At 56.9% G+C, this 21,726-nt stretch carries 22 protein-coding genes; 12 read left to right on the top strand and 10 right to left on the bottom strand.

What is annotated here, in order from left to right; all coding sequences use genetic code 11:
* Positions 1 to 7: 7 nt before the first annotated feature.
* Positions 8 to 1,528, top strand: coding sequence for a galactose/methyl galactoside ABC transporter ATP-binding protein MglA (gene mglA, locus DBR02_RS01265; protein WP_063450316.1), 1,521 nt, complete (start codon positions 8 to 10; stop codon positions 1,526 to 1,528).
* 15 nt (positions 1,529 to 1,543) lie between these two features.
* Positions 1,544 to 2,554 carry a galactose/methyl galactoside ABC transporter permease MglC gene (mglC, locus tag DBR02_RS01260; protein WP_003859318.1) on the top strand — a complete coding sequence of 337 codons (1,011 nt, stop codon included), beginning with the start codon at positions 1,544 to 1,546 and terminating at the stop codon, positions 2,552 to 2,554.
* Between the two features lie 127 nt (positions 2,555 to 2,681).
* Here mglC and sanA read toward each other — a convergent pair whose 3' ends face one another.
* The 4 genes from sanA to DBR02_RS01240 all read right to left on the bottom strand — a co-directional run bounded on the left by sanA (position 2,682) and on the right by DBR02_RS01240 (position 5,620).
* Positions 2,682 to 3,392, bottom strand: coding sequence for an outer membrane permeability protein SanA (gene sanA, locus DBR02_RS01255; RefSeq protein WP_063450315.1), 711 nt, complete (start codon positions 3,390 to 3,392; stop codon positions 2,682 to 2,684).
* Positions 3,393 to 3,519: 127 nt separating this feature from the next.
* The gene (gene cdd / locus DBR02_RS01250; RefSeq protein WP_107533385.1) at positions 3,520 to 4,404 is read right to left on the bottom strand and encodes a cytidine deaminase; all 885 of its coding nucleotides are present in this window, start codon (positions 4,402 to 4,404) and stop codon (positions 3,520 to 3,522) included.
* Between the two features lie 128 nt (positions 4,405 to 4,532).
* Complete coding sequence (locus DBR02_RS01245; RefSeq protein WP_063450313.1) at positions 4,533 to 5,228, bottom strand: CidB/LrgB family autolysis modulator; 696 nt, start codon at positions 5,226 to 5,228, stop codon at positions 4,533 to 4,535.
* Positions 5,225 to 5,620, bottom strand: coding sequence for a CidA/LrgA family protein (locus DBR02_RS01240; RefSeq protein ID WP_063450312.1), 396 nt, complete (start codon positions 5,618 to 5,620; stop codon positions 5,225 to 5,227). Before DBR02_RS01240 ends, DBR02_RS01245 begins: the two co-directional genes overlap by 4 nt.
* A gap of 168 nt (positions 5,621 to 5,788) precedes the next feature.
* Between DBR02_RS01240 and dusC the strand changes: the two genes are divergently transcribed.
* The gene (gene dusC, locus DBR02_RS01235; protein WP_063450311.1) at positions 5,789 to 6,724 is read left to right on the top strand and encodes a tRNA dihydrouridine(16) synthase DusC; all 936 of its coding nucleotides are present in this window, start codon (positions 5,789 to 5,791) and stop codon (positions 6,722 to 6,724) included.
* 45 nt (positions 6,725 to 6,769) lie between these two features.
* On the opposite strand, the gene yohP is transcribed toward dusC, so the two are convergent.
* Positions 6,770 to 6,853, bottom strand: coding sequence for a small membrane protein YohP (yohP, locus tag DBR02_RS27220; RefSeq protein ID WP_015572324.1), 84 nt, complete (start codon positions 6,851 to 6,853; stop codon positions 6,770 to 6,772).
* 205 nt (positions 6,854 to 7,058) lie between these two features.
* Between yohP and mdtQ the strand changes: the two genes are divergently transcribed.
* Positions 7,059 to 8,477: a multidrug resistance outer membrane protein MdtQ gene (mdtQ, locus tag DBR02_RS01230; protein ID WP_107533384.1), complete on the top strand. Its 1,419-nt coding sequence runs from the start codon at positions 7,059 to 7,061 to the stop codon at positions 8,475 to 8,477.
* 50 nt (positions 8,478 to 8,527) lie between these two features.
* Positions 8,528 to 9,292: an SDR family oxidoreductase gene (locus DBR02_RS01225; RefSeq protein WP_074177786.1), complete on the top strand. Its 765-nt coding sequence runs from the start codon at positions 8,528 to 8,530 to the stop codon at positions 9,290 to 9,292.
* A gap of 51 nt (positions 9,293 to 9,343) precedes the next feature.
* Here DBR02_RS01225 and DBR02_RS01220 read toward each other — a convergent pair whose 3' ends face one another.
* Positions 9,344 to 9,916, bottom strand: a complete 573-nt coding sequence (locus tag DBR02_RS01220; RefSeq protein WP_063868313.1) for a DedA family protein — start codon at positions 9,914 to 9,916, stop codon at positions 9,344 to 9,346.
* A 157-nt stretch (positions 9,917 to 10,073) separates the two neighbouring features.
* On the opposite strand from DBR02_RS01220, the gene DBR02_RS01215 reads away from it, so the two are divergent.
* Positions 10,074 to 10,661, top strand: a complete 588-nt coding sequence (locus DBR02_RS01215; protein WP_063868314.1) for a Yip1 family protein — start codon at positions 10,074 to 10,076, stop codon at positions 10,659 to 10,661.
* A gap of 167 nt (positions 10,662 to 10,828) precedes the next feature.
* Entirely contained in the window at positions 10,829 to 11,752 is a 924-nt protein-coding gene (gene pbpG, locus DBR02_RS01210; RefSeq protein WP_063868315.1) for a D-alanyl-D-alanine endopeptidase, read from the top strand.
* A gap of 98 nt (positions 11,753 to 11,850) precedes the next feature.
* Here pbpG and DBR02_RS01205 read toward each other — a convergent pair whose 3' ends face one another.
* Positions 11,851 to 12,405, bottom strand: coding sequence for a GNAT family N-acetyltransferase (locus DBR02_RS01205; RefSeq protein WP_063868316.1), 555 nt, complete (start codon positions 12,403 to 12,405; stop codon positions 11,851 to 11,853).
* A gap of 102 nt (positions 12,406 to 12,507) precedes the next feature.
* Positions 12,508 to 14,265, bottom strand: coding sequence for a D-lactate dehydrogenase (dld, locus tag DBR02_RS01200; protein ID WP_107533383.1), 1,758 nt, complete (start codon positions 14,263 to 14,265; stop codon positions 12,508 to 12,510).
* A gap of 189 nt (positions 14,266 to 14,454) precedes the next feature.
* On the opposite strand from dld, the gene bglX reads away from it, so the two are divergent.
* From bglX to DBR02_RS01175, 5 genes are all read left to right on the top strand, one after another.
* Complete coding sequence (gene bglX, locus DBR02_RS01195; protein WP_107533382.1) at positions 14,455 to 16,752, top strand: beta-glucosidase BglX; 2,298 nt, start codon at positions 14,455 to 14,457, stop codon at positions 16,750 to 16,752.
* A gap of 136 nt (positions 16,753 to 16,888) precedes the next feature.
* Complete coding sequence (gene osmF / locus DBR02_RS01190) at positions 16,889 to 17,806, top strand: glycine betaine ABC transporter substrate-binding protein OsmF (RefSeq protein ID WP_063868319.1); 918 nt, start codon at positions 16,889 to 16,891, stop codon at positions 17,804 to 17,806.
* A 12-nt stretch (positions 17,807 to 17,818) separates the two neighbouring features.
* The gene (locus tag DBR02_RS01185; protein ID WP_107533381.1) at positions 17,819 to 18,976 is read left to right on the top strand and encodes an ABC transporter permease; all 1,158 of its coding nucleotides are present in this window, start codon (positions 17,819 to 17,821) and stop codon (positions 18,974 to 18,976) included.
* Entirely contained in the window at positions 18,969 to 19,919 is a 951-nt protein-coding gene (locus tag DBR02_RS01180) for an ABC transporter ATP-binding protein (RefSeq protein ID WP_107533380.1), read from the top strand. Before DBR02_RS01185 ends, DBR02_RS01180 begins: the two co-directional genes overlap by 8 nt.
* Positions 19,903 to 20,640 (top strand): ABC transporter permease, encoded by a 738-nt coding sequence (locus tag DBR02_RS01175; RefSeq protein WP_107533379.1) that lies wholly within the window; start codon positions 19,903 to 19,905, stop codon positions 20,638 to 20,640. The genes DBR02_RS01180 and DBR02_RS01175 overlap by 17 nt, the downstream gene beginning before the upstream one ends.
* Here DBR02_RS01175 and DBR02_RS01170 read toward each other — a convergent pair.
* Together DBR02_RS01170 and mlrA are read right to left on the bottom strand one after the other, a co-directional pair.
* Entirely contained in the window at positions 20,615 to 20,728 is a 114-nt protein-coding gene (locus DBR02_RS01170; protein WP_017383372.1) for a protein YohO, read from the bottom strand. The genes DBR02_RS01175 and DBR02_RS01170 overlap by 26 nt on opposite strands.
* Positions 20,729 to 20,797: 69 nt before the next feature.
* Entirely contained in the window at positions 20,798 to 21,538 is a 741-nt protein-coding gene (gene mlrA, locus DBR02_RS01165) for an HTH-type transcriptional regulator MlrA (RefSeq protein WP_107533378.1), read from the bottom strand.
* Positions 21,539 to 21,726: the final 188 nt, after the last annotated feature.

Below are 21,726 nucleotides of genomic sequence, written 5' to 3'. Positions count from 1 at the left end.
TATAATTATGGTCAGCACAACTACTCAGCCGTCCGGTGAATACTTACTGGAAATGACCGGTGTCAACAAGTCATTCCCCGGGGTTAAGGCACTCGATAATGTTAATTTAAAAGTTCGTCCTCACTCTATTCACGCGTTAATGGGTGAAAACGGTGCGGGTAAATCAACATTATTAAAATGCCTTTTTGGGATCTATCAAAAAGATTCCGGCAGTATTCTTTTTCAGGGAAAAGAGATCGATTTCCATTCAGCGAAAGAAGCGCTGGAAAACGGTATCTCAATGGTTCACCAGGAGTTAAACCTGGTTCTGCAACGTTCGGTTATGGATAATATGTGGTTGGGCCGCTATCCAACCAAAGGTGTCTTTGTCGATCAGGATAAAATGTATCGCGACACCAAAGCCATTTTTGATGAGCTGGATATTGATATCGACCCGCGCGCACGCGTCGGGACATTATCGGTTTCCCAGATGCAGATGATCGAAATTGCCAAAGCGTTCTCCTATGATGCGAAAATCGTGATCATGGATGAACCAACGTCGTCATTAACGGAAAAAGAGGTTAATCACCTTTTTACCATTATTCGTAAGCTGAAAGATCGCGGCTGCGGCATTGTCTATATCTCACATAAAATGGAAGAGATCTTCCAGCTGTGCGATGAAATCACCATTCTGCGTGACGGCCAGTGGATTGCCACCCAGCCGCTGGAAGGGCTGGACATGGACAAGATCATCGCCATGATGGTCGGTCGTTCTCTGAACCAGCGCTTCCCGGATAAAGAAAACAAGCCAGGCGAAGTGATTCTGGAGGTGCGTAACCTGACCTCGCTGCGTCAGCCGTCCATTCGTGATGTCTCTTTCGATCTGCACAAGGGCGAGATTCTGGGCATCGCAGGGCTGGTAGGCGCGAAGCGCACCGATATCGTAGAAACCCTGTTTGGCATCCGTGAAAAGTCGGGCGGCACCATTACGCTGCACGGCAAGAAAATTAATAACCACAACGCTAACGAAGCCATTAATCATGGTTTTGCGCTGGTGACGGAAGAGCGCCGCTCGACCGGCATTTATGCGTATCTCGATATTAACTTTAACTCGTTAATTTCGAATATCCGTAACTACAAAAGTAAAATCGGCCTGCTGGATAATTCCCGTATGAAGAGCGATACCCAGTGGGTGATTGACTCCATGCGCGTGAAAACGCCGGGGCACCGCACGCAAATCGGTTCACTCTCGGGAGGGAACCAGCAGAAGGTTATTATCGGTCGCTGGTTATTGACCCAGCCTGAGATCCTGATGCTGGATGAACCTACGCGCGGTATCGACGTTGGTGCAAAATTTGAGATTTACCAGCTGATCGCGGAGCTGGCCAAAAAAGATAAAGGGATCATTATTATTTCTTCCGAAATGCCGGAATTGTTAGGGATCACAGACCGTATTCTGGTTATGAGCAATGGTCTCGTTGCCGGTATTGTTGACACCAAAACGACAACGCAAAACGAAATTTTGCGTCTTGCGTCTTTGCACCTTTAAGATCAGGGGCTCCTCATGAGTGCGTTAAATAAAAAAAGTTTTCTCACTTATCTGAAAGAAGGCGGTATTTACGTTGTTCTTTTAGTCTTGCTGGCAATTATTATTTTCCAGGACCCTACGTTCTTAAGTCTGCTGAACTTGAGTAACATTCTGACCCAGTCTTCCGTGCGTATTATTATCGCGTTGGGCGTGGCGGGGCTTATCGTTACCCAGGGGACTGACCTTTCGGCAGGGCGCCAGGTCGGTCTGGCGGCGGTCATTGCGGCGACCCTGTTGCAGTCGATGGAAAACGCCAACAAGGTGTTCCCGGAGATGGCGACCATGCCAATTTTCGTGGTGATCCTGATTGTGTGCGCCATCGGCGCGGTGATCGGCCTGATTAACGGCATCATCATTGCTTACCTGAACGTGACGCCATTCATCACCACGTTGGGTACGATGATCATCGTTTACGGTATTAACTCCCTGTACTACGATTTCGTCGGCGCGTCCCCGATCTCTGGCTTCGACAGCGGCTTCTCTACCTTCACGCAGGGGTTTGTTGCGCTGGGCAGCTTCCGTCTCTCCTATATCACCTTCTATGCGCTGATCGCGGTGGCGTTCGTCTGGATCCTGTGGAACAAAACCCGCTTCGGTAAAAACATTTTCGCCATCGGCGGCAACCCGGAAGCGGCGAAAGTCTCCGGGGTCAACGTTGCGCTGAACCTGCTGATGATTTATGCCCTGTCCGGCGTGTTCTATGCCTTTGGCGGGATGCTGGAAGCGGGCCGTATCGGCTCTGCGACCAACAACCTCGGCTTTATGTACGAACTGGATGCGATTGCGGCCTGCGTGGTCGGCGGGGTCTCCTTCAGCGGCGGCGTGGGTACCGTGCTGGGCGTGGTGACCGGTGTGATCATCTTCACCGTGATCAACTATGGCCTGACCTACATCGGCGTGAACCCGTACTGGCAGTACATCATCAAGGGTGCGATCATCATCTTCGCGGTTGCCCTGGATTCACTGAAGTACGCGCGTAAGAAATAAGTTCTTCAGAATGAAAAGGCCCGCTCACGTAGCGGGCCTTTTTTTGCCCGGTGGCGCGACGCTTACCGGGCCTACAAAATCGCGATCGTAGGTCGGGTAAGGCGAAGCCGCCACCCGACATCAGTTATTACTTCTTCTGCATTTCCAGCAGCTGCTCCGGCGTCACCGCCGGATAACCTTGCGCATTTTCAGGCACTTCATGCATCGCCGGGATTGGCACCAGCGGGCCTAAGAAGCGCGGTTCACGCTTGAACAGGTACAGGTCAGCCAGCGCGCCAAAACGGGCGCCAAACTCACGTACGCGTACGCTCAGCATATCTTTTGGTGACGGCACGGCGTAGCACTGGGCCTGGATCCCCATATGCAGGGCGATAAACAGCGCCCGCTCGCAGTGGAAACGCTGGGTGATGATGATGAAATCGTTGGTGTCGAACACCTTGCGGGTACGCACGATGGAATCAAGGGTGCGGAATCCGGCGTAGTCGAGCACGATATCGGCCGGGTCAACGCCTGCGGCAATCAAATCTTTGCGCATCGTCACCGGCTCGTTATAGCTTTGCAGGGCGTTATCGCCGCTTAACAGCAGATAGTTCACCTTACCGCTGTTATAGGCGTTCAGGGCGCCCTGAATACGATATCGGTAATACTGATTGATGACGCCGGTGCGGTAATACTTGGCGGTACCAAGCACGACGCCAACCTGTCGGTAGGGGAGGTCCTGAAGATCGTCAAAAATGTAGGGGGCTGTTTTCCAGCTCATCCAGCGGTCGAGACCCAGCACGATCAACAGCAGTATGCCGACCAGGACAGACAGGCTGTAAAACACGCGCTTTAACATGCAGATGGCTCGTACCGATGATGAAATTTCCCTCAGGCTACTGTACCCGCCTGGTTAGCGCAAGAAACAGCGAATCAACTGAGGGGTTTTTCGTCAGACTGGCGGGCATTTCTGCCCGCCGGGACGATCAGGCAAGTAGCACGCGGTCGATGGTTGTACAGCCCAGCGCTTTCAGCGTGGCTGCGGTTGCGTCCCACTGGATCAGCGGCGCATCGGCAATTTCAGCCAGGATCGCGCGCTGAATATCCGGATAGTCGTACCCGTTCAGGCTGAGAAGGTTCAGTGCGCCCTGAAGCGGAGGCAGCGTCGGGTTGAACGCGGCATTCTCAGCATAGCTCCCGGTGAAGATGCGACCGTCGCGGCACTGAAGGGCGACGCCGCTTGGGGATTTACTGTACGGCGTGTGGCTTTTGTTGGCGGCTGAAATGGCCGCTTCGCTGAGCGCATCCCCAGAGAGCGCATATCCGTGGTTCTGCTCGTCCATCAGCAGGGTTTTGATCCCAAGATCTTTCGGGCCGAAAGCGTCGGGCAGGTAATCGCCCAGCGTATGCGGCGCGCGGCCCGGCAGGTTGATACGCAGTTCCAGCCCGCTGTTCAGCTCATTCATAAACTGGCGGCAGTGGCCGCAAGGGGTGTAGTTGACGGTAATGGCGCGCAGGGCTTTTTCACCGCGCAGCCAGGCATGACTGATAGCGCTCTGCTCCGCGTGAACGGTTTGCTGCATGGTCGCACCGAGAAACTCCATATTCCCGCCGAAGTACCAGGTCCCGCTTACGCCGCGCGCAATCGCGCCTACGTTAAAATGGGAAAGGTCTGCGCGGGCGCAGGCAGCTGCCAGCGGCAGCAGGGCGAAAGCCAGCGCGTCTTCGTCCAGCCCCGTTGCCTGCTTAAGCGTCGTGACCTGATCTGCCGTCAGCAGGGCGGGGAAATGCGCATCCGCCAGAACCGGAGCCAGGGCTGATTGCAAATTCTCTGCAAGCTGAGAGAAAGCAGCTTGAAAACGTGGATGCATGACGTTGCCTCATCAAGGTTAATGGATCGGTAGTGTACGGAGCCGAACGGCCTTTATATGTGATCCAAATCTCATTATGTGTGCAACTTATGAAATGAAAATGAAATTTGCGCGACGCATCGCAAATTTTAGCCCATCACGGCCAGAATAATCGGGAAGATGAACGGCGCGACCAGGGAAGTAATAATCCCGCAAATCACCAGCGCCAGCGAGCTGAATGCCCCTTCCTGATAATCCAGTTCCGCACAGCGTGCGGTGCCCAGCGCGTGCGAGGCGGTACCCATCGCCAGACCGCGCGCCGCTTTGGTGCGTATTTTCATGATGTTCAGCAGCGTATGGCCAAACACCGCCCCCAGGATACCGACAAAAATCACGCATACGGCGCTAATGGCCGGGATGCCTCCGATGCTGCCGCCCACGGCCATGGCGATCGGCGTGGTCACGGATTTTGGCAGGATAGAGGCGGCAATCTGCGGCGACGCGCCCATCAACAGGGCCACTGACGTGCCGGTGATCATCGCCACCAGGCTACCCACAAAGCAGATGGTGATGATGGACTTCCAGCGCGCTCGGATCTGATGCAGTTGCTCATATAAAGGAAACGCCAGCGCCACCACGGCAGGCTGCAATAAATCGTTGAGGATTTTGCTCCCGGCGAAGTAACGTTCATAAGGTATGCCGGTGAACAGCAGAAAAGGAATGATCACCACCATGGCGACCAGCAGCGGGTTCAGCAGTGGCATTTTAAAACGAACCGCGAGCTTACGGGCAGCGAAGAACACCGCCAGGGTTAACGGCAGGGACCACCAGATATTTTCCATCATTTTTTTGTTTTCTCCCCAACCACTTTACGTTCGCCATGCACAATATGTGAGCTCCAGCTGACCACCAGAAAAACCACCAGCGTACTGATAGCGCAGGAGACGACTATCGGGCCGAATTGCGCTTTAAGCACATCGTAATACTGCATAACCCCAACGCCGATAGGCACAAAAAGCAGGGCCATATAGCGAATGAGAACGAAGCACCCCGGGTTGACCCATTTCGCGGGCAGCACCTGTAATGCCAACAGCACAAAGAGGATCAGCATGCCGATAATGCTGCCGGGTATGGTAATCGGCAGCAGCGACGCGATAAAAATGCCAGCGTACAGGCAGGCATAAATCAGGACGAAGGCCCGAAGGTATTGCCAGAGAGTATTCAGTGATTTGCTCATGGTGAAAGTCCTTGCTGAGACGTATTCATCATACAATTAAACCTGAAAATGTGCCACGGATCACAACATGAATTTTGAGCATAACAGCCATTCCTGAATGGAACGCCGGGCTTTCCACAGTCATAGAGAGCAGCTACTATAGCGCGTCTTTTTTCACAGGTACTCAGAATGCGTGTTTTACTGGCCCCGATGGAAGGCGTGCTCGACTCGCTCGTGCGCGAGCTGCTGACCGAGGTGAACGATTACGATCTCTGCGTGACGGAGTTCTTGCGCGTGGTCGATATGTTGCTGCCAGAAAAATCATTTTATCGCCTCTGCCCGGAGCTGCATCGGCAGAGCCGCACCCCCTCCGGTACGCTGGTGCGCATTCAGCTGCTCGGTCAGTATCCTGAGTGGCTGGCTGAAAACGCCGCCCGTGCGGTCGCGCTTGGCTCGTACGGCGTCGATCTTAACTGCGGCTGTCCGTCAAAGCTGGTTAACGGCAGCGGCGGCGGGGCAACGTTGCTCAAGGATCCGGAGCTGATTTATCGCGGCGCAAAGGCCATGCGTGAGGCGGTGCCATCGCATCTGCCGGTGACGGTCAAAGTGCGTCTGGGATGGGACAGCGGGGATAAGCAGTTTGAAATTGCCGATGCGGTGCAGCAGGCGGGCGCCACCGAGCTGGTGGTGCACGGGCGTACCAAAGAGGATGGCTACAAAGCCGAGCGCATTAACTGGCAGGCGATTGGCGAGATCCGCAAACGCCTTACCATTCCCGTTATCGCCAACGGCGAAATCTGGGATTACGAGAGCGCACAGGCGTGTCTGAAAGCCACCGGCTGTGATGCGGTGATGATTGGACGCGGCGCGCTGAACGTGCCGAACCTCAGCCGGGTGGTGAAGTATAATGAGCCGCGTATGCCGTGGGCTGAGGTGGTGAAACTCCTGCAAAAATACACGCGGCTGGAAAAGCAGGGCGATACCGGGTTGTATCACGTTGCGCGTATCAAACAGTGGCTGAGCTATTTGCGTAAAGAGTACGGCGAAGCGCTGGGGTTATTTCAGGAGATCCGTACGCTACAGACGTCTGCGGATATTGCCCGCGTCATCCAGTCGAAGGGTTGAGCCAGGCGTGAATACCTTTGCCCGGCGCGCAGCCGGGCAGAAGAATCAGAAAATCATCTTGAATACGCCGGTTACCACCAGCAGCCCTATCAGAAATATAATCAAAATAACCCACAATAATATTTTCATTCGCCTCTCCTGCGTATGTCTGTCGTGAGTAAGTGTAGCAGCCAATTCATAACTAGCATGAATACATGAAATTAAATCATAGTCTTGGGGAATAAATTTCCGGATATGAAAATGTATAACATTATGCGGATTGCCACGCGTTACTAAAAAACGGAACGCCAGTAAGCGTAAGTTGCGCCTTTATTTTTTTTGAGTGCATGGCGTAATGAAACGTTCCCTTACTTTATCTCTGAGTGCTCCCCTGATTTTTATGCTGGCCGCCTGTGCGCCGGAACATGCCACGGTGTCGCCAATAAAAACGCAAGCCACCGCCGCCGCTGTAAATACCCAGCTGAGCCATGCCGACTGGCCAAAAAGCGAATGGTGGAAAGATTATAATGACCCCCAGCTCAACTCGCTTATCGCCAAAGCGATAGCGGATGCGCCGGATATGGAAATTGCCCGGCAGCGTATCACCCTGGCGGAAGCGCAGGCGAAAGCCGCTGTCGCCGCTGATGGCCCACAGCTGGACTTTTCCGCCGATGTTGAACGGCAAAAGATGTCGGCAGAGGGGCTGATGGGACCGTTCGCCCTGACCGACCCGGCGGCGGGAACAACCGGGCCCTGGTATACCAACGGCACCTTTGGCCTGACGGCGGGTTGGGATCTGGATTTATGGGGGAAAAATCGCGCCCAGATTGAGGCCCGCATCGGTAAAGTGAATGCGCAAAAAGCGGAGCTGGAGCAGACCCGCCAGCTGCTCGCCAGCAGCGTCGCGCGGCTGTACTGGGAATGGCAGACCGAGGCCGCCGTGGGTGATGTGCTCACGCAGATCAAACAGGAGCAGGAAAATATCATCGGCGCCGATCGTGAACTCTATCAGCACGGGATCACCTCCTCCGTAGAGGGCGTTGAAACGGATATTAATGCCAGCAAAACCGATGAACAGCTCGCTGACGTGCACGGCAAAATGAAGGCCATTGAGGCGCGTCTGAACGCGTTGACCAATACCCCTTCGATCACGCTCGCCCGGCATGCACTACCTGACGTAGAGGCGTCGCTGCCGTCAACGCTCGGCTATGAGCTGCTGGCTCGCCGCCCGGATTTGCAGGAGGCGCACTGGTATATCGAAGCGTCCATGAGCGAAGTGGAGGCCGCCAAAGCCGCGTTCTATCCCGACGTCAATTTGATGGCGTTCTTGCAGCAGGATGCGTTGCACCTGAGCGATCTGTTCCGTTCTTCCGCGCAGCAAATGGGCGTGACCGCGGGTCTGACCCTGCCAGTCTTTGACAGCGGTCGGTTAAATGCGAACCTGGATATCGCCCAGGCGCAGAACAACCTCTCCGTGGCGAACTACAACAAGGCCGTGGTGGAGGCGGTAAACCAGGTCGCCCGGACGGCGAGTGAAGTGGAAACCCTGACCGCCAAAAATCAGCACCAGCGGAAGGTCGAAAAAGACGCCGCACGCGTCGTTGGACTGGCGCAGGCGCGCTTCAGCGCGGGGATCATTGCCGGCTCCCGGGTGAGTGAAGCAAAAATTCCGGCGCTGAAAGAGCAGATTGCCGGATTAATGCTGCAAGGCCAGAACGTGGACGCCACGCTACAGCTCACGTCCGCGCTGGGCGGTGGATATCATCACAGCTAAAATCGCGCATTATCTATACTTACCTCTTTGCAGATTTTCAGGAGGTGAGTATGACGCGAGTCGCAATTGTTACCGCATCGGATTCAGGGATTGGTAAAACGACGGCCCTGATGCTGGCCGAACGCGGGTTTGATATCGGGGTGACCTGGCATTCAGATGAAAAAGGGGCGCTGGAAACCTGCCGTGAGGTTGAAGCGCGTGGTCAGCGTGCCGAAGCCATCCATCTCGACCTGGGCACGCTGCCGGAAGGCGCAAAGGCCATCGAAACGCTGATTTCCCGCTTCGGGCGGCTGGACGTGCTGGTTAACAATGCCGGGGCGATGAACAAAGCGCCTTTTCTGGAACTGTCGTTTGATGACTGGCGGAACATTTTTACCGTTGACGTGGACGGCGCGTTTCTCTGCTCGCAAATCGCGGCGCGTCAGATGGTGAAGCAGGGGGAAGGGGGGCGAATCGTGAACATCACCTCGGTTCATGAACATACGCCGCTGCCGGATGCCAGCGCCTACACCGCCGCAAAGCACGCTCTGGGCGGGTTAACCAAATCAATGGCGCTGGAACTGGTGCAGCATAAGATCCTGGTGAACGCCGTCGCCCCCGGTGCGATTGCCACGCCGATGAACGATATGGACGACAGCGAAGTTAAAGAGGGATCTATGCCGTCAATTCCGCTGGCGCGCCCCGGCCACACCAAAGAAATTGCCAGCCTGGTGGCCTGGCTATGCGACAGCGACGCCAGCTATACCACCGGACAGTCGTTTATCGTCGATGGGGGTTTTATGCTGGCGAACCCGCAGTTTAAGCCAGCGGAATAAGCATTCCCCTCACCCCGGGAGAGGGCCGGGGTGAAGGGCAGCAGGCCGCACTCACTCTTCATCCCGGCGCTTTTCACGATGCTTCAGCCACAGGCGCACCCCAATCACCGCCACAACCACCAGGATCAACCACGCCCAGTGCTTCAGGTGCTGGTCAAGATTATGCAGCCACGGGCCAATCACTTCGCCACCCGCGTAGCCAAGCGTGGTGAAAATCAACGCCCAGGCAATCGCCCCGATGATGTTCAGCGGCAGGAAAATTTTCGGCGGTAAGCGGCTCGCGCCAATCAGTATCGGCCCAATGATGCGAAAACCGTACATAAAGCGGGTGCCAATCACGAAAAGATAAGGATGTCGCTGGATCAGCCGCTGGGCGCGGCGAATTTTCTTCTGATGTTTAGCAAAACGGTGCAAAAGCGTCGGGCCAAAACGCAGCCCCAGAAAGTAGAGCAGCTGATCGCCAATCATACCGCCCAATGCGACAGCGGCGACCACCAGCGGAAATTTCAGCAATCCCTGATGTGCGGCCACCCCGCCCAGCAGCGTGATGGTTTCGCCCTCTGCCACGCTGCCGATCACCAGCGCGGCGTATCCATATTGTTCAATAAGACCGTTGATATCCATTAAGTAAACGTCGTCTCCCTTACTGTGCCTGCGTTAATCATATACCCCATCCATCAACCGCGCGGCAATCAACGGAAATTTCCCACTGTACATAAAATAATCTAAAGCCTGCATTATACTTAAGCTATCGCTGACGGGCCGACAACAAGGGGGCGTTATGAACCATGTCTGGGGACTTTTCTCCCATCCCGATCGTGAAATGCAGGTGATCCGTAACGAGAACGAAACGGTCGCGCATCACTACACCCACCATGTCCTGCTGATGGCAGCGGTGCCGGTGGTCTGCGCGTTTATAGGCACTACGCAAATCGGCTGGAACTTTGGTGACGGCACCGTGGTTCAGCTTTCCTGGTTTACCGGACTGTACATGGCCATTCTGTTCTATGGCCTGATGCTGGCCGGGGTGGCGGTGATGGGGCGGGTCATCCACTGGATGGCGCGTAACTATCCGCAGCGCCCGTCGCTGGCACACTGTATGGTCTTCGCCGGATACGTCGCGACCCCGCTGTTCTTAAGCGGTATTGTCGCGCTCTATCCACTGGTCTGGCTGTGCGCGCTGATCGGTACGGTAGCCCTCTTTTACACCGGTTATCTGCTATATGTGGGGGTTCCCACCTTCCTGAATATCAATAAAGAAGAGGGCCTGAGCTTCTCCAGCTCAACGCTTGCCATCGGCGTGCTGGTCCTGGAGGCGCTACTGGCCCTGACGGTTATTCTCTGGGGTTATGGATACCGTCTCTTTTAAGTGCCCTGCATTGCTGGCGTAAATGCCAGCAATGCAGCATCTGGTCACGATTCTCCGCTGGCGACAACGCACGGCGGCCGCTATGATGCCAAAGCCAGCCTGCGTTTATCCGTCGACGCAGGCGGTGTACGTCATCACGTGCGTGAATCATTATCAGAAGTCTCATCATGCTGAAATTCCGAGTGTCACTCCTTAGTCTTGCGCTGCTGTTCGGCGTGTCCGCTACCGCGCCAGCCATCGCCAAAACGCCCGCAGTCGCAACAACCGCTGCGCAACCCCAGATTGCCTCCGGCAGTGCGATGATCGTTGACCTGAACACCAACAAGGTCATCTACGCCAGCCACCCGGATCTGGTGCGCCCGATAGCCTCCATAACCAAAGTCATGACCGCGATGGTGGTGCTGGATGCACGACTGCCGCTGGACGAAAAGCTGAAAGTGGATATCAGCCACACGCCAGAGATGAAAGGGATCTACTCTCGCGTGCGTCTGAACAGTGAAATCAGCCGTAAAAATATGCTGCTGCTGGCGCTGATGTCCTCAGAGAACCGCGCGGCGGCGAGCCTCGCCCACCATTATCCTGGCGGTTACGACGCGTTTATCCGCGCGATGAACGCGAAAGCCAAATCGCTGGGGATGAAAAATACCCATTTCGTGGAGCCAACCGGTCTGTCGATCCATAACGTCTCGACGGCGCGTGACTTAACAAAGCTGCTGATCGCCAGCAAGCAATATCCGCTGATTGGTCAGCTCAGCACCACGCGTGAGGAGATGGCGACCTTCTCAAGCCCGGCGTATACGCTGCCGTTCCGCAACACTAACCATCTGGTGTATCGCGATAACTGGAATATTCAGCTAACCAAGACCGGATTCACCAATGCGGCAGGCCACTGCCTGGTGATGCGCACCGTGTTTAACGGTAAGCCGGTGGCGCTGGTGGTAATGGATGCCTTCGGCAAATACACCCACTTTGCGGATGCGAGCCGCCTGCGAACCTGGATTGAGACCGGGAAAGTGCAGCCGGTGCCGGCTTCAGCACTGGCGTATAAGAAGCAGAAAGCGGAACAGATGGCGACGGCGCAGAACGACTGAGCCATTAGCGTGTGCCGGGTGGCGGCTTCGCCTTACCCGGCCTACAGCGGCCTCGACATGTAGGCCCGGTAAGCGAAGCGCCACCGGGCGAAAGCGCCTTACTCAGGCAGCGTCCAGTCACCGTCGTTGAGCGGGCGCTGCATCATCACCGTGTCCCGCCAGTCGCCTTTTTTATATCCCACACTTCTGAGCTGACCCACAATGTCGAAACCGTGCTTTTTATGCAGCCGCAACGACCCGGGGTTATTTTGCCCGTCGCCGACCACGGCTATCATCTGCCGCCACGGTCCTTGTTCACACCGGGCGATCAGCGCCTGGAGTAAGATCGAACCAAACCCGCGGCCGGTAGTGCTGGCATCCACATAAATGGATTCTTCAAGGGTATATCGATAAGCCTGGCGCGGACGATAAAACGTGGCGTAGCAGTAGCCGACGACGATGCCGCGATATAGCGCGACCAGCCACGGTAACCCGCTGTCGGTCACGTTTTTTATCCGCTGGCGCATCTCATCGACGGTTGGAGGAACTTCCTCAAAGGAGGCACGTCCATGAAGCACGTGCCAGGCGTATATTGCCGAGATAGCATGCGCATCGTCAGGAAGGGCGTCGCGCACCTCGATTTCGGTTTCGGGTAAACTCTCTACAGCCGACATGTTCTGCCCGCTCCTCGTTTGGCAAGCCAGAGAAACGTTTCTCTGGCAATAAGCCGTTACTCTAGTACGTTTGAGGAGCGCTTAACAATCTCTTAATTTTGGCTAGAGGCGTTCATCAGAGGATGGCGTAATGTGCTGCTCTGGTTCGGCACTCTCTTTCCAGTATTTCTTCCGCGTTGTCTTACCAATACCGGGGTTCATACTGTTTGTCGGGTCATTTTTGCGATAAAACTGTGTAAGCGTCTCCGGCGCTTTATACAAATGCCCCACGTTGTGCTCGGCAGGATACTGTGCGCCACGCGCGTGCAGCAGCGCGAGCATCTGCTCTTTCAGCGCATGCGCATCAACGCCTTTTTTGACGATATAATCCTGGTGGAAGACATAGCACATAAAGTGGCCGTAATAGAGCTTGTGCACCAGCTTGCTGTCGATCTCCGGCGGCAGGTGTTCAAACCACTCGGTATCGTTGCGACGCAGCGCGATATCCAGCGCCAGAATATCTTCCACCTCTTCGGAATGGACGGCCTGATAACGGATAGCAGCACCCGCCGCGGCGAAGCGGTGCAGGAAGGCTTTGCTGCCTTCTTCCGGCGTACAGGCGAAGAAATCCCCGTCGGCAGTTTTGAAGAACTCGGTAAGCCAGCTCTGCGCTTCGGCAATGCCGTCCCCGGCCATTTTCAGCAGCAGGTGATGCTCATACTTGTCACGCCAGGTCTTCATCCGCTCAGGTAAATGCGCCGGGAAGACGTTGCCCAGCTTCTGCATAAAGCGGTCGGTAAAGTGCGGCTTGAACAGCGACACTTTCTCCAGCATTGCGTCGGTGCGGCCCTTCATGGTGAAGAAGAACGGCATTTTGTCGGTGCCGAGCTTGTCGATCATCAGGAAGGTGTCTTTGCCGTAGCGTTCGGCGATGTCGTAAATGTCCTGGTGCATATACTCGCCCGCCACCGGCAGGTGCGTGAAGTCGGCCAGAATATGACGGCGGATCTCCGTCAGCACCTCCGGCTGATTGGTGCCGATGTAAAACACCTGCTGCTTTTTCTCTGCCGGGAAGGTATCAAGGCGCACCGCAAACACCGCCAGCTTGCCCGCGCAGCCGGAGGATTCAAACAGGCGATCCGGATCGGCGTTATAGCGCGCCGGCGTATCGGCGTCGATATCGCGCACGCGGGTGATGTAATCGTGGTCGTGCGCGTGGCGGCCATCGTGCTGAACGTCTTCATCCCTCACGCGGTCGTCGTCGAGCTTGCTGAGGATCTGCTCTGGCGTTACGCCCAGATCGATACCCAGATGGTTTACCAGCGTCAGCTTGCCGTTTTCATCGATACGGGCAAACAGCGACATTTCCGTGTACGCCGGGCCGCGCTGCACCAGCGAGCCGCCGGAGTTGTTGCAGATCCCGCCGATCACCGAGGCGCCAATGCACGACGAGCCGATCACCGAGTGCGGTTCGCGTCCCAGCGGCTTAAGCGCTTTTTCCAGCGAGTAGAGCGTGGTGCCGGGGAAGGCGAGCACCTGTTCGCCTTTGTCCAGCAGGTGCAGTTTGTCGAGGCGCAGGGTGCTGATAATCACGATGTCACGATCGTAATCGTTGCCGTTCGGCGTGGAGCCTTCGGTCAGGCCAGTATTCGCAGCCTGCATTAAAATAATCTTGTCTGCCGCAACGCAGGCGCTCAGCACGCGCCACAGTTCGAGCAGCGTGCCGGGGAAAACCACCGCCAGCGCGTCGCCCTGTCCGGAGCGAAAGCCCTTACGGTAGCGGGCGGTTTTGGCCGGGTCGGTAAGCAGGTGAGAGTGACCCACCAGGCGCGACAGTTCGTTAATAAAAGTAGTGTTATCGTCAGTTCGAACAGAAGACATCTTCCACTCCTTGTGGTGGGGCAAATTTCTCGCTGTAAAGCATAGCGCGATTAGCCGTTAAGCGGTCGGGTATTCATGAGAAAAATCAGAGAATAACCCTGCACGGGTTTACGGGTTTGTGGCACACTGCGATTTTCGTACGGTCTGGCCGGGTGCTTCCCGCGGTTATTGATGAGAGAGAATAACAACATGAAATGGCTATGTTCTGTAGGTGTTGCCGTCAGCCTGGCGCTGCAACCTGCGCTGGCAGAGGATTTGTCTGGTAATCACCCGCTCACGCCTGAAGCCCGCGACGCCTTTGTCACGGATTTACTCAAAAAGATGACGGTCGATGAGAAAATCGGCCAGCTGCGACTGATCAGCGTCGGCCCGGATAACCCGAAAGAAGCGATCCGCGAGATGATTAAAGAGAGCCAGGTCGGAGCGATTTTTAACACCGTTACCCGTCAGGATATCCGCGCCATGCAGGATCAGGTCATGCAGCTCAGCCGCCTGAAAATTCCTCTCTTCTTCGCCTATGACGTGGTGCACGGTCAGCGTACCGTCTTCCCGATCAGCCTTGGCCTGGCCTCCTCGTTTAATCTTGATGCGGTGAAAACCGTCGGGCGCGTGTCGGCATATGAAGCCGCAGACGACGGCCTGAACATGACCTGGGCGCCGATGGTTGACGTCTCCCGCGATCCGCGCTGGGGCCGCGGCTCGGAAGGCTTTGGTGAAGATACCTGGTTAACCGCCACGATGGGCAAAACCATGGTGGAAGCGATGCAGGGCAAAAGTCCGGCGGATCGTTACTCGGTGATGACCAGCGTCAAGCATTTCGCCGCCTACGGCGCGGTGGAGGGCGGCAAAGAGTACAACACCGTCGACATGAGCCCCCAGCGTCTGTTCAACGACTACATGCCGCCGTACAAAGCGGGGCTGGACGCGGGCAGCGGCGCGGTGATGGTGGCGCTGAACTCGCTGAACGGCACGCCTGCCACCTCCGATTCGTGGCTGCTGAAAGACGTGCTGCGCGACCAGTGGGGCTTTAAGGGCATCACCGTTTCAGACCACGGCGCGATTAAAGAGCTGATCAAGCACGGCACGGCGTCTGACCCGGAAGATGCGGTACGCGTGGCGCTCAAGTCAGGCATCAACATGAGCATGAGCGACGAGTACTACAGCAAATACCTGCCGGGGCTGGTGAAGAGCGGCAAGGTGACGATGGCGGAGCTGGACGATGCCGCGCGTCACGTGCTGAACGTGAAATATGACATGGGGCTGTTTAACGATCCGTACAGCCATCTGGGGCCGAAGGAGTCTGACCCGGCGGACACCAATGCCGAAAGCCGCCTGCACCGCAAAGAAGCCCGCGAAGTGGCACGCGAAAGCCTGGTGCTGCTGAAGAACCGTCTCGAGACGCTGCCGCTGAAAAAATCCGGCACCATTGCCGTGGTCGGCCCGCTGGCCGACAGCAAGCGTGACGTGATGGGCAGCTGGTCCGCCGCGGGCGTGGCGGATCAGTCCGTCACGGTGCTGACCGGTATTAAGAGCGCCGTGGGTGATAACGCAAAAGTGGTTTACGCCAAAGGCGCGAACGTCACCGACGATAAAGACATCGTTACCTTCCTTAATCAGTATGAGGAAGCGGTGAAGGTCGATCCGCGCACGCCGAAGGAGATGATTGACGAAGCGGTAAACGCCGCGAAGCAGTCTGACGTGGTGGTCGCCGTGGTGGGTGAAGCGCAGGGGATGGCGCACGAAGCCTCCAGCCGTACCGACATCACCATTCCGCAAAGCCAGCGCGACCTGATCGCGGCCCTGAAAGCCACCGGCAAGCCGCTGGTGCTGGTGCTGATGAACGGTCGTCCGCTGGCGCTGGTGAAAGAAGACCAGCAGGCTGATGCCATTCTGGAAACCTGGTTCGCCGGTACCGAAGGGGGTAACGCCATCGCCGACGTGCTGTTTGGCGATTACAACCCGTCAGGCAAGCTGCCGATGTCCTTCCCACGCTCCGTCGGGCAGATCCCGGTTTACTACAGCCACCTGAACACCGGTCGTCCGTATAACGCCGACAAGCCGAACAAGTACACATCTCGTTATTTCGATGAGGCGAACGGCCCGCTGTATCCGTTTGGCTATGGCCTGAGCTATACCACGTTTACGGTCTCTGACGTGAAAATGTCGGCCCCGACCCTGAAGCGTGATGGCAGCGTGACCGCCAGCGTGGATGTGACCAACAGCGGCAAGCGCGAAGGCGCGACGGTGATCCAGATGTACGTGCAGGATGTCACGGCCTCCATGAGCCGTCCGGTGAAACAGCTGCGCGGCTTCGAGAAGGTCAACCTGAAGCCGGGCGAAACCAAAACGGTCAGCTTCCCGATTGACGTGAATGCGCTGAAGTTCTGGAATCAGCAGATGAAGTACGATGCCGAGCCGGGCAAATTTAACGTCTTCATCGGCGTGGATTCCGCCCGCGTGAACAAAGCCGAATTCGAACTGCAATAATCCTACCTTCCTTCCCATCCCCCGCGTGGCGGGGGATGCCTCTCATCTTCTACTAAAAACGGTTAAATTCCCTGTTTTAAGCTACGCTTTTCTCTCAAGCCTATGAAAAAGGCCGCAAAATAATGAGGAAAGCAGAATGACGATGATTAAGGGGATAACAGGATCGGCGGTGCTTCTGGCGGCGCTGAGCCTGCCGCTACAGGCCGCAGAGCCGGTAAAAGTGGGTTCCAAAATTGATACCGAAGGCGCGTTGCTCGGCAATATCATTTTGCAGGTGCTCGACAGTCACGGCGTAAAAACGATCAATAAAGTTCAGCTTGGCACCACCCCTGTGGTGCGCGGTGCCATCACTTCCGGCGAGCTGGATATCTACCCGGAATACACCGGCAATGGGGCATTCTTCTTCAAGGATGAAAACGATCCGGCCTGGAAAAATGCCAAAGCCGGGTACGAAAAAGTCAAAAAGCTGGATGCGGAAAAAAACAGGCTGGTCTGGCTCACGCCGGCACCCGCTAACAATACCTGGACCATCGCGGTGCGCAAAGATATCGCCGAGAAAGGCAAGCTCACCTCGCTTGACGATCTCAGCCGCTACCTGAAAGAGAAGGGCGAGTTTAAGCTCGCGGCCTCGGCCGAGTTTATCGAGCGCGCGGATGCCCTGCCGGCGTTTGAAAAAGCCTATGATTTCAAGCTCGATCAGGCGCAGCTGCTCTCCCTGGCGGGTGGCGACACGGCGGTGACCATTAAGGCCGCGGCGCAGCAAACCTCCGGCGTCAACGCGGCGATGGCCTACGGCACCGACGGCCCGGTCGCGGCGCTTGGCCTGCAAACCTTAACCGACCCGAAAGGCGTTCAGCCGATTTACGCCCCAACTCCGGTCGTGCGTGAGGCGGTCCTGCAAGCCTACCCGGATATCGACAAATGGCTGAAACCGGTGTTTGAAAAACTGGATGCGAAAACGCTGCAACAGCTGAATGCCAGCATTGCCGTTGAGGGGCTGGATGCCAAAAAAGTGGCCGCCGACTTCCTGAAACAACAAGGGCTTGTGAAGTAACGGGATACGGCTGTGCCAATAAAATGTCATAACCGCGTTCTGCTGCTGTTGGCCTGTGTGGCCATCGCGGCGGTCGCGTTACCTTTTGTCAATGTCGCACCAAACCGCCTGGTATCGGGCGAACCGCACGCGCTCTGGCAGATGTGGTCGTTTACACCGCTGCTGCTGGGCGCGGCGCTGGCGAGCGCGCTGGTATTATCGTTCTCGCCAGGACGTGCCGCACTCTGGCTGACGCTGCTTCTCTGTGAAGCGTTGTTTATCGTGCTGTTCTGGAGCGCAGGGCAGGCGGCAATGCTGATGGCCTCGGTTGAAAGCCCGCTTGCGCGCACGTCGATTGGCAGCGGCCTGTGGCTGTGGCTGGCGCTCTGCCTGCTGGCCTGTAGCGACGCCATTCGCCGTCTGACGCCGCTGCCCGTCTGGCGCTGGCTGCTGAATGCGCAATTCTGGATTATTCCTCTGCTGATCCTCTTCAGCGGCGATCTGAATCAGCTCTCGTTGTTAAAAGAGTACGTCAACCGCCAGGAGGTGTTTGACAACGCGCTGGTGCAACATCTGACGATCCTGTTCGGGACGCTGATCCCGGCCCTGCTGCTGGGCGTGCCGTTGGGCATGTGGTGCTACCGCCATCCCAGCCGTCAGGGCGCTGTCTTTACCGTCCTCAACGTGATTCAGACCATCCCCTCCGTTGCCCTGTTTGGCCTGCTGATTGCCCCCCTTGCCGGTCTGGTGAAATCCTTCCCGGCGTTGGCTACGGCGGGCATTGCCGGTACCGGGCTGACGCCAGCGCTCATCGCCCTTGTGCTGTATGCGCTATTGCCGCTGGTGCGCGGGGTGGTGGCGGGGTTAAGCCAGGTCCCGCCCGACGTGCTGGAAAGCGCCCATGCAATGGGGATGAGTGCGCGCCAGTGTTTCTGGAAAATTCAGCTGCCGATTGCGCTTCCGCTGCTGGTGCGTAGCCTGCGGGTGGTGACGGTGCAAACCGTAGGGATGGCGGTGATTGCCGCGCTGATCGGTGCGGGCGGTTTTGGGGCACTGGTCTTCCAGGGGCTGCTCAGCAGCGCGCTGGATCTGGTGTTGCTGGGCGTCGTACCCACGATTGCGCTGGCGGTCGTGCTGGATGCCTTATTTGCCCTGTGGCTCGCGCTGCTCGGGAGAAGAGCCAATGATTGAATTTCATGATGTCAGTAAAACCTTTGCGGGCCGTCCGGCGGCAAGCCACCTTAATCTGCACTTTGCCGAAGGGGCGTTCTCGGTACTGATCGGAACGTCGGGATCAGGAAAATCCACGACGCTGAAGATGATCAACCGGCTGGTGGAACACGACAGCGGGACGATTCGCTTTGCCGGAGAGGAGATCCGCAGCCTGCCGGTGCTGGAGCTGCGGCGTCGTATGGGCTACGCCATTCAGTCCATCGGCCTGTTTCCCCACTGGACGGTGGCGCAAAACATTGCCACCGTGCTACAGCTGGAAAAATGGTCCCGGGCGAAAATCAACGCGCGCGTCGACGAACTGATGGCGCTGCTGGGCCTGGACACGTCGCTTCGCGACCGTTATCCGCACCAGCTTTCCGGCGGGCAGCAGCAGCGGGTCGGGGTGGCGCGCGCGCTGGCCGCTAACCCGCAGGTGCTGCTGATGGATGAGCCCTTCGGCGCGCTGGATCCGGTCACCCGCGGCGCGCTTCAGGCCGAGATGAGCCGCATTCACCGCATTCTTGGGCGCACGATCGTGCTGGTGACGCATGATATCGACGAGGCGCTGCGGCTGGCCGATCGCCTGGTACTGATGGATCACGGCGAAGTCGTCCAGCAGGGTACGCCGCTTGAACTGTTAACGTCGCCGGCAAACGATTTTGTGCGTGAGTTTTTTGGCCGCAGCGAGCTGGGCGTCAGGCTGCTCTCTCTGCGCACCGTCAGAGACTATATGCGCCCGCAGGATGGGCCGGTCAACGGCGACCCCCTGCACGATGGGATGAGCCTGCGCGATGCTCTGTCAGCGTTTGTCGCCCGGCAGTGCGAAGTATTACCCGTTGCGGACGGGCAGGGAACGCCATGCGGGACGATCCATTTTCGCGATCTGCTGGCGGGGGAGGTGACGCGTGAAGTGGGTTCGTGATCCCTTACTCTGGCTGACAGGGCTGTTTATCGCCTTACTCTACCTGATGCCGCACAGCGCGGCGCTGTTTAATACGCTCTTCCCCGGGTTACCGCGTCCGGTGTACCAGCAGGAGAGCTTTGTTAATCTCACCCTGGCACACTTCTGGCTGGTGGCGGTGTCAAGCGTGATTGCCATCGTGCTGGGCGTTGGCGCCGGTATTGCGGTGACGCGGCCAACGGGCAGGGAGTTTCGCCCGCTGGTGGAGACCATCGCCGCAACGGGGCAGACCTTCCCGCCGGTGGCCGTGCTGGCGATTGCCGTGCCGGCGATCGGTTTTGGGCAGGAGCCTGCCATCATTGCGCTGATTTTGTACGGCGTGTTGCCCATTCTGCAAGGGACGCTGGCGGGCATTGCGGCGGTGCCGGCATCGGTGCTGAGCGTAGCGGAAGGGATGGGGATGAGTGCCTGGCAGCGGCTGGTTAAGGTAGAACTGCCGCTGGCCGCACCGGTGATTATCGCTGGCGTACGCACGTCCGTGATTATCAACATTGGTACGGCAACCATCGCCTCGACGGTCGGGGCGAATACGCTGGGGACGCCGATCATCATCGGATTAAGCGGGTTTAATACGGCTTACATTATTCAGGGGGCGGTGCTGGTTGCGCTGGCGGCGATTGTGGTGGATCGCCTGTTTGAACGCCTGGCTGGATACCTCAGCCAACACCGCCGCGAACAATAAAGGAATACCCTGCCAGCATAACGCCACCGATACCGCTGATGGCCATCAGTGCAAAAAGGGTAATTACGGCCAGTTTCGTTGCCTTCATCATGTGCTCCTCTTGTTAACGGAACAATTATACGGTGAAGCGCAGCTGTTAATGAACCATTAAATGCCTTTACGACGCATTTGGCCCCAGCGGATAAACGGGATAACCGTGTTCGCGCCACTCCGTCAGGAGCTGCTGCTGCGAAGCGGAGGGGATTTCGCCGCACCAGACCAGCAGCGTCTGTCCCTCAAACAGTTCCGGTCTGAGCTGGGCCAGCGAGTGGGCAAGGACGTCAACCCGCCAGCCCTGCTGGGTGGCAATCCAGGCTTCGAGCCACAGCCTGGTGGTATCGTGCACGTTCCAGCCGATCACCAGCGCGTCTTTACCGTTTTTATTCCGCGCCGAGGAAAGACAGACGGAAATATAGTTAATCAGCACGCCGTCAAGCATGCTGAGCAGCGCCTGTAAGGTGGTTTGCTGACACTGGAGCCGACGCCGTAAGGGGATAAAAAGATGGGCGATCAGGGTTTGTGCGGGGTAGTCGCGACCCTGTTCTTTGATCCAGCCACGCAGACGCTGCACATTGCCGGTCTGCAATAGCCTCAGCAGCGTTTCCTGCCGCTCGCGCCAGATATGCTGGGTGTCAGGATCGTCCTCGCACAGAAGCGATTTTACCTTGCCGACCTGCACGCCGTTGTCGATCCAGCTTTTGATCTCGCGGATCCGGTCAATGTCCGCATCGTTAAACAGGCGGTGCCCGCCGTCCGTTCTTTGCGGTTTAAGCAATCCGTACCGTCGCTGCCACGCCCGTAGCGTAACGGGATTGACATCACACAGGAGTGCCACTTCACCTATCGTGTAAAGCGCCATTTTCGCCCCCAGGCTTGCGCGTGCCCAGCTTAACTGTAGACCCACTTTGCTGAACCGGGAAAATTTGGTTCTTTTTCGTACAGATTATGCGAGGGACAGCTTATCTCCGGCAAAAGGTGTGATGGCGGGCACGAATTATCGCTTTTATGGCACGTTTCAAAGAAAGTTAAACGCCATCAGTGTATGTT

The organism is Enterobacter cloacae complex sp. (assembly GCF_900322725.1).
Lineage (GTDB): Bacteria > Pseudomonadota > Gammaproteobacteria > Enterobacterales > Enterobacteriaceae > Enterobacter > Enterobacter quasihormaechei.
The sequence above is the reverse complement of the archived record's forward strand: the minus strand, read 5'-3'. Positions and strand labels throughout refer to the sequence as shown.

Coding starts and splice junctions, on each gene's coding strand:
- mglA (WP_063450316.1), top strand. CDS start 8: ATGGTCAGCACAACTACTCAGCCGTCCGGTGAATACTTACTGGAAATG.
- mglC (WP_003859318.1), top strand. CDS start 1,544: ATGAGTGCGTTAAATAAAAAAAGTTTTCTCACTTATCTGAAAGAAGGC.
- sanA (WP_063450315.1), bottom strand. CDS start 3,392: ATGTTAAAGCGCGTGTTTTACAGCCTGTCTGTCCTGGTCGGCATACTG.
- cdd (WP_107533385.1), bottom strand. CDS start 4,404: ATGCATCCACGTTTTCAAGCTGCTTTCTCTCAGCTTGCAGAGAATTTG.
- DBR02_RS01245 (WP_063450313.1), bottom strand. CDS start 5,228: ATGATGGAAAATATCTGGTGGTCCCTGCCGTTAACCCTGGCGGTGTTC.
- DBR02_RS01240 (WP_063450312.1), bottom strand. CDS start 5,620: ATGAGCAAATCACTGAATACTCTCTGGCAATACCTTCGGGCCTTCGTC.
- dusC (WP_063450311.1), top strand. CDS start 5,789: ATGCGTGTTTTACTGGCCCCGATGGAAGGCGTGCTCGACTCGCTCGTG.
- yohP (WP_015572324.1), bottom strand. CDS start 6,853: ATGAAAATATTATTGTGGGTTATTTTGATTATATTTCTGATAGGGCTG.
- mdtQ (WP_107533384.1), top strand. CDS start 7,059: ATGAAACGTTCCCTTACTTTATCTCTGAGTGCTCCCCTGATTTTTATG.
- DBR02_RS01225 (WP_074177786.1), top strand. CDS start 8,528: ATGACGCGAGTCGCAATTGTTACCGCATCGGATTCAGGGATTGGTAAA.
- DBR02_RS01220 (WP_063868313.1), bottom strand. CDS start 9,916: ATGGATATCAACGGTCTTATTGAACAATATGGATACGCCGCGCTGGTG.
- DBR02_RS01215 (WP_063868314.1), top strand. CDS start 10,074: ATGAACCATGTCTGGGGACTTTTCTCCCATCCCGATCGTGAAATGCAG.
- pbpG (WP_063868315.1), top strand. CDS start 10,829: ATGCTGAAATTCCGAGTGTCACTCCTTAGTCTTGCGCTGCTGTTCGGC.
- DBR02_RS01205 (WP_063868316.1), bottom strand. CDS start 12,405: ATGTCGGCTGTAGAGAGTTTACCCGAAACCGAAATCGAGGTGCGCGAC.
- dld (WP_107533383.1), bottom strand. CDS start 14,265: ATGTCTTCTGTTCGAACTGACGATAACACTACTTTTATTAACGAACTG.
- bglX (WP_107533382.1), top strand. CDS start 14,455: ATGAAATGGCTATGTTCTGTAGGTGTTGCCGTCAGCCTGGCGCTGCAA.
- osmF (WP_063868319.1), top strand. CDS start 16,889: ATGACGATGATTAAGGGGATAACAGGATCGGCGGTGCTTCTGGCGGCG.
- DBR02_RS01180 (WP_107533380.1), top strand. CDS start 18,969: ATGATTGAATTTCATGATGTCAGTAAAACCTTTGCGGGCCGTCCGGCG.
- DBR02_RS01170 (WP_017383372.1), bottom strand. CDS start 20,728: ATGAAGGCAACGAAACTGGCCGTAATTACCCTTTTTGCACTGATGGCC.
- mlrA (WP_107533378.1), bottom strand. CDS start 21,538: ATGGCGCTTTACACGATAGGTGAAGTGGCACTCCTGTGTGATGTCAAT.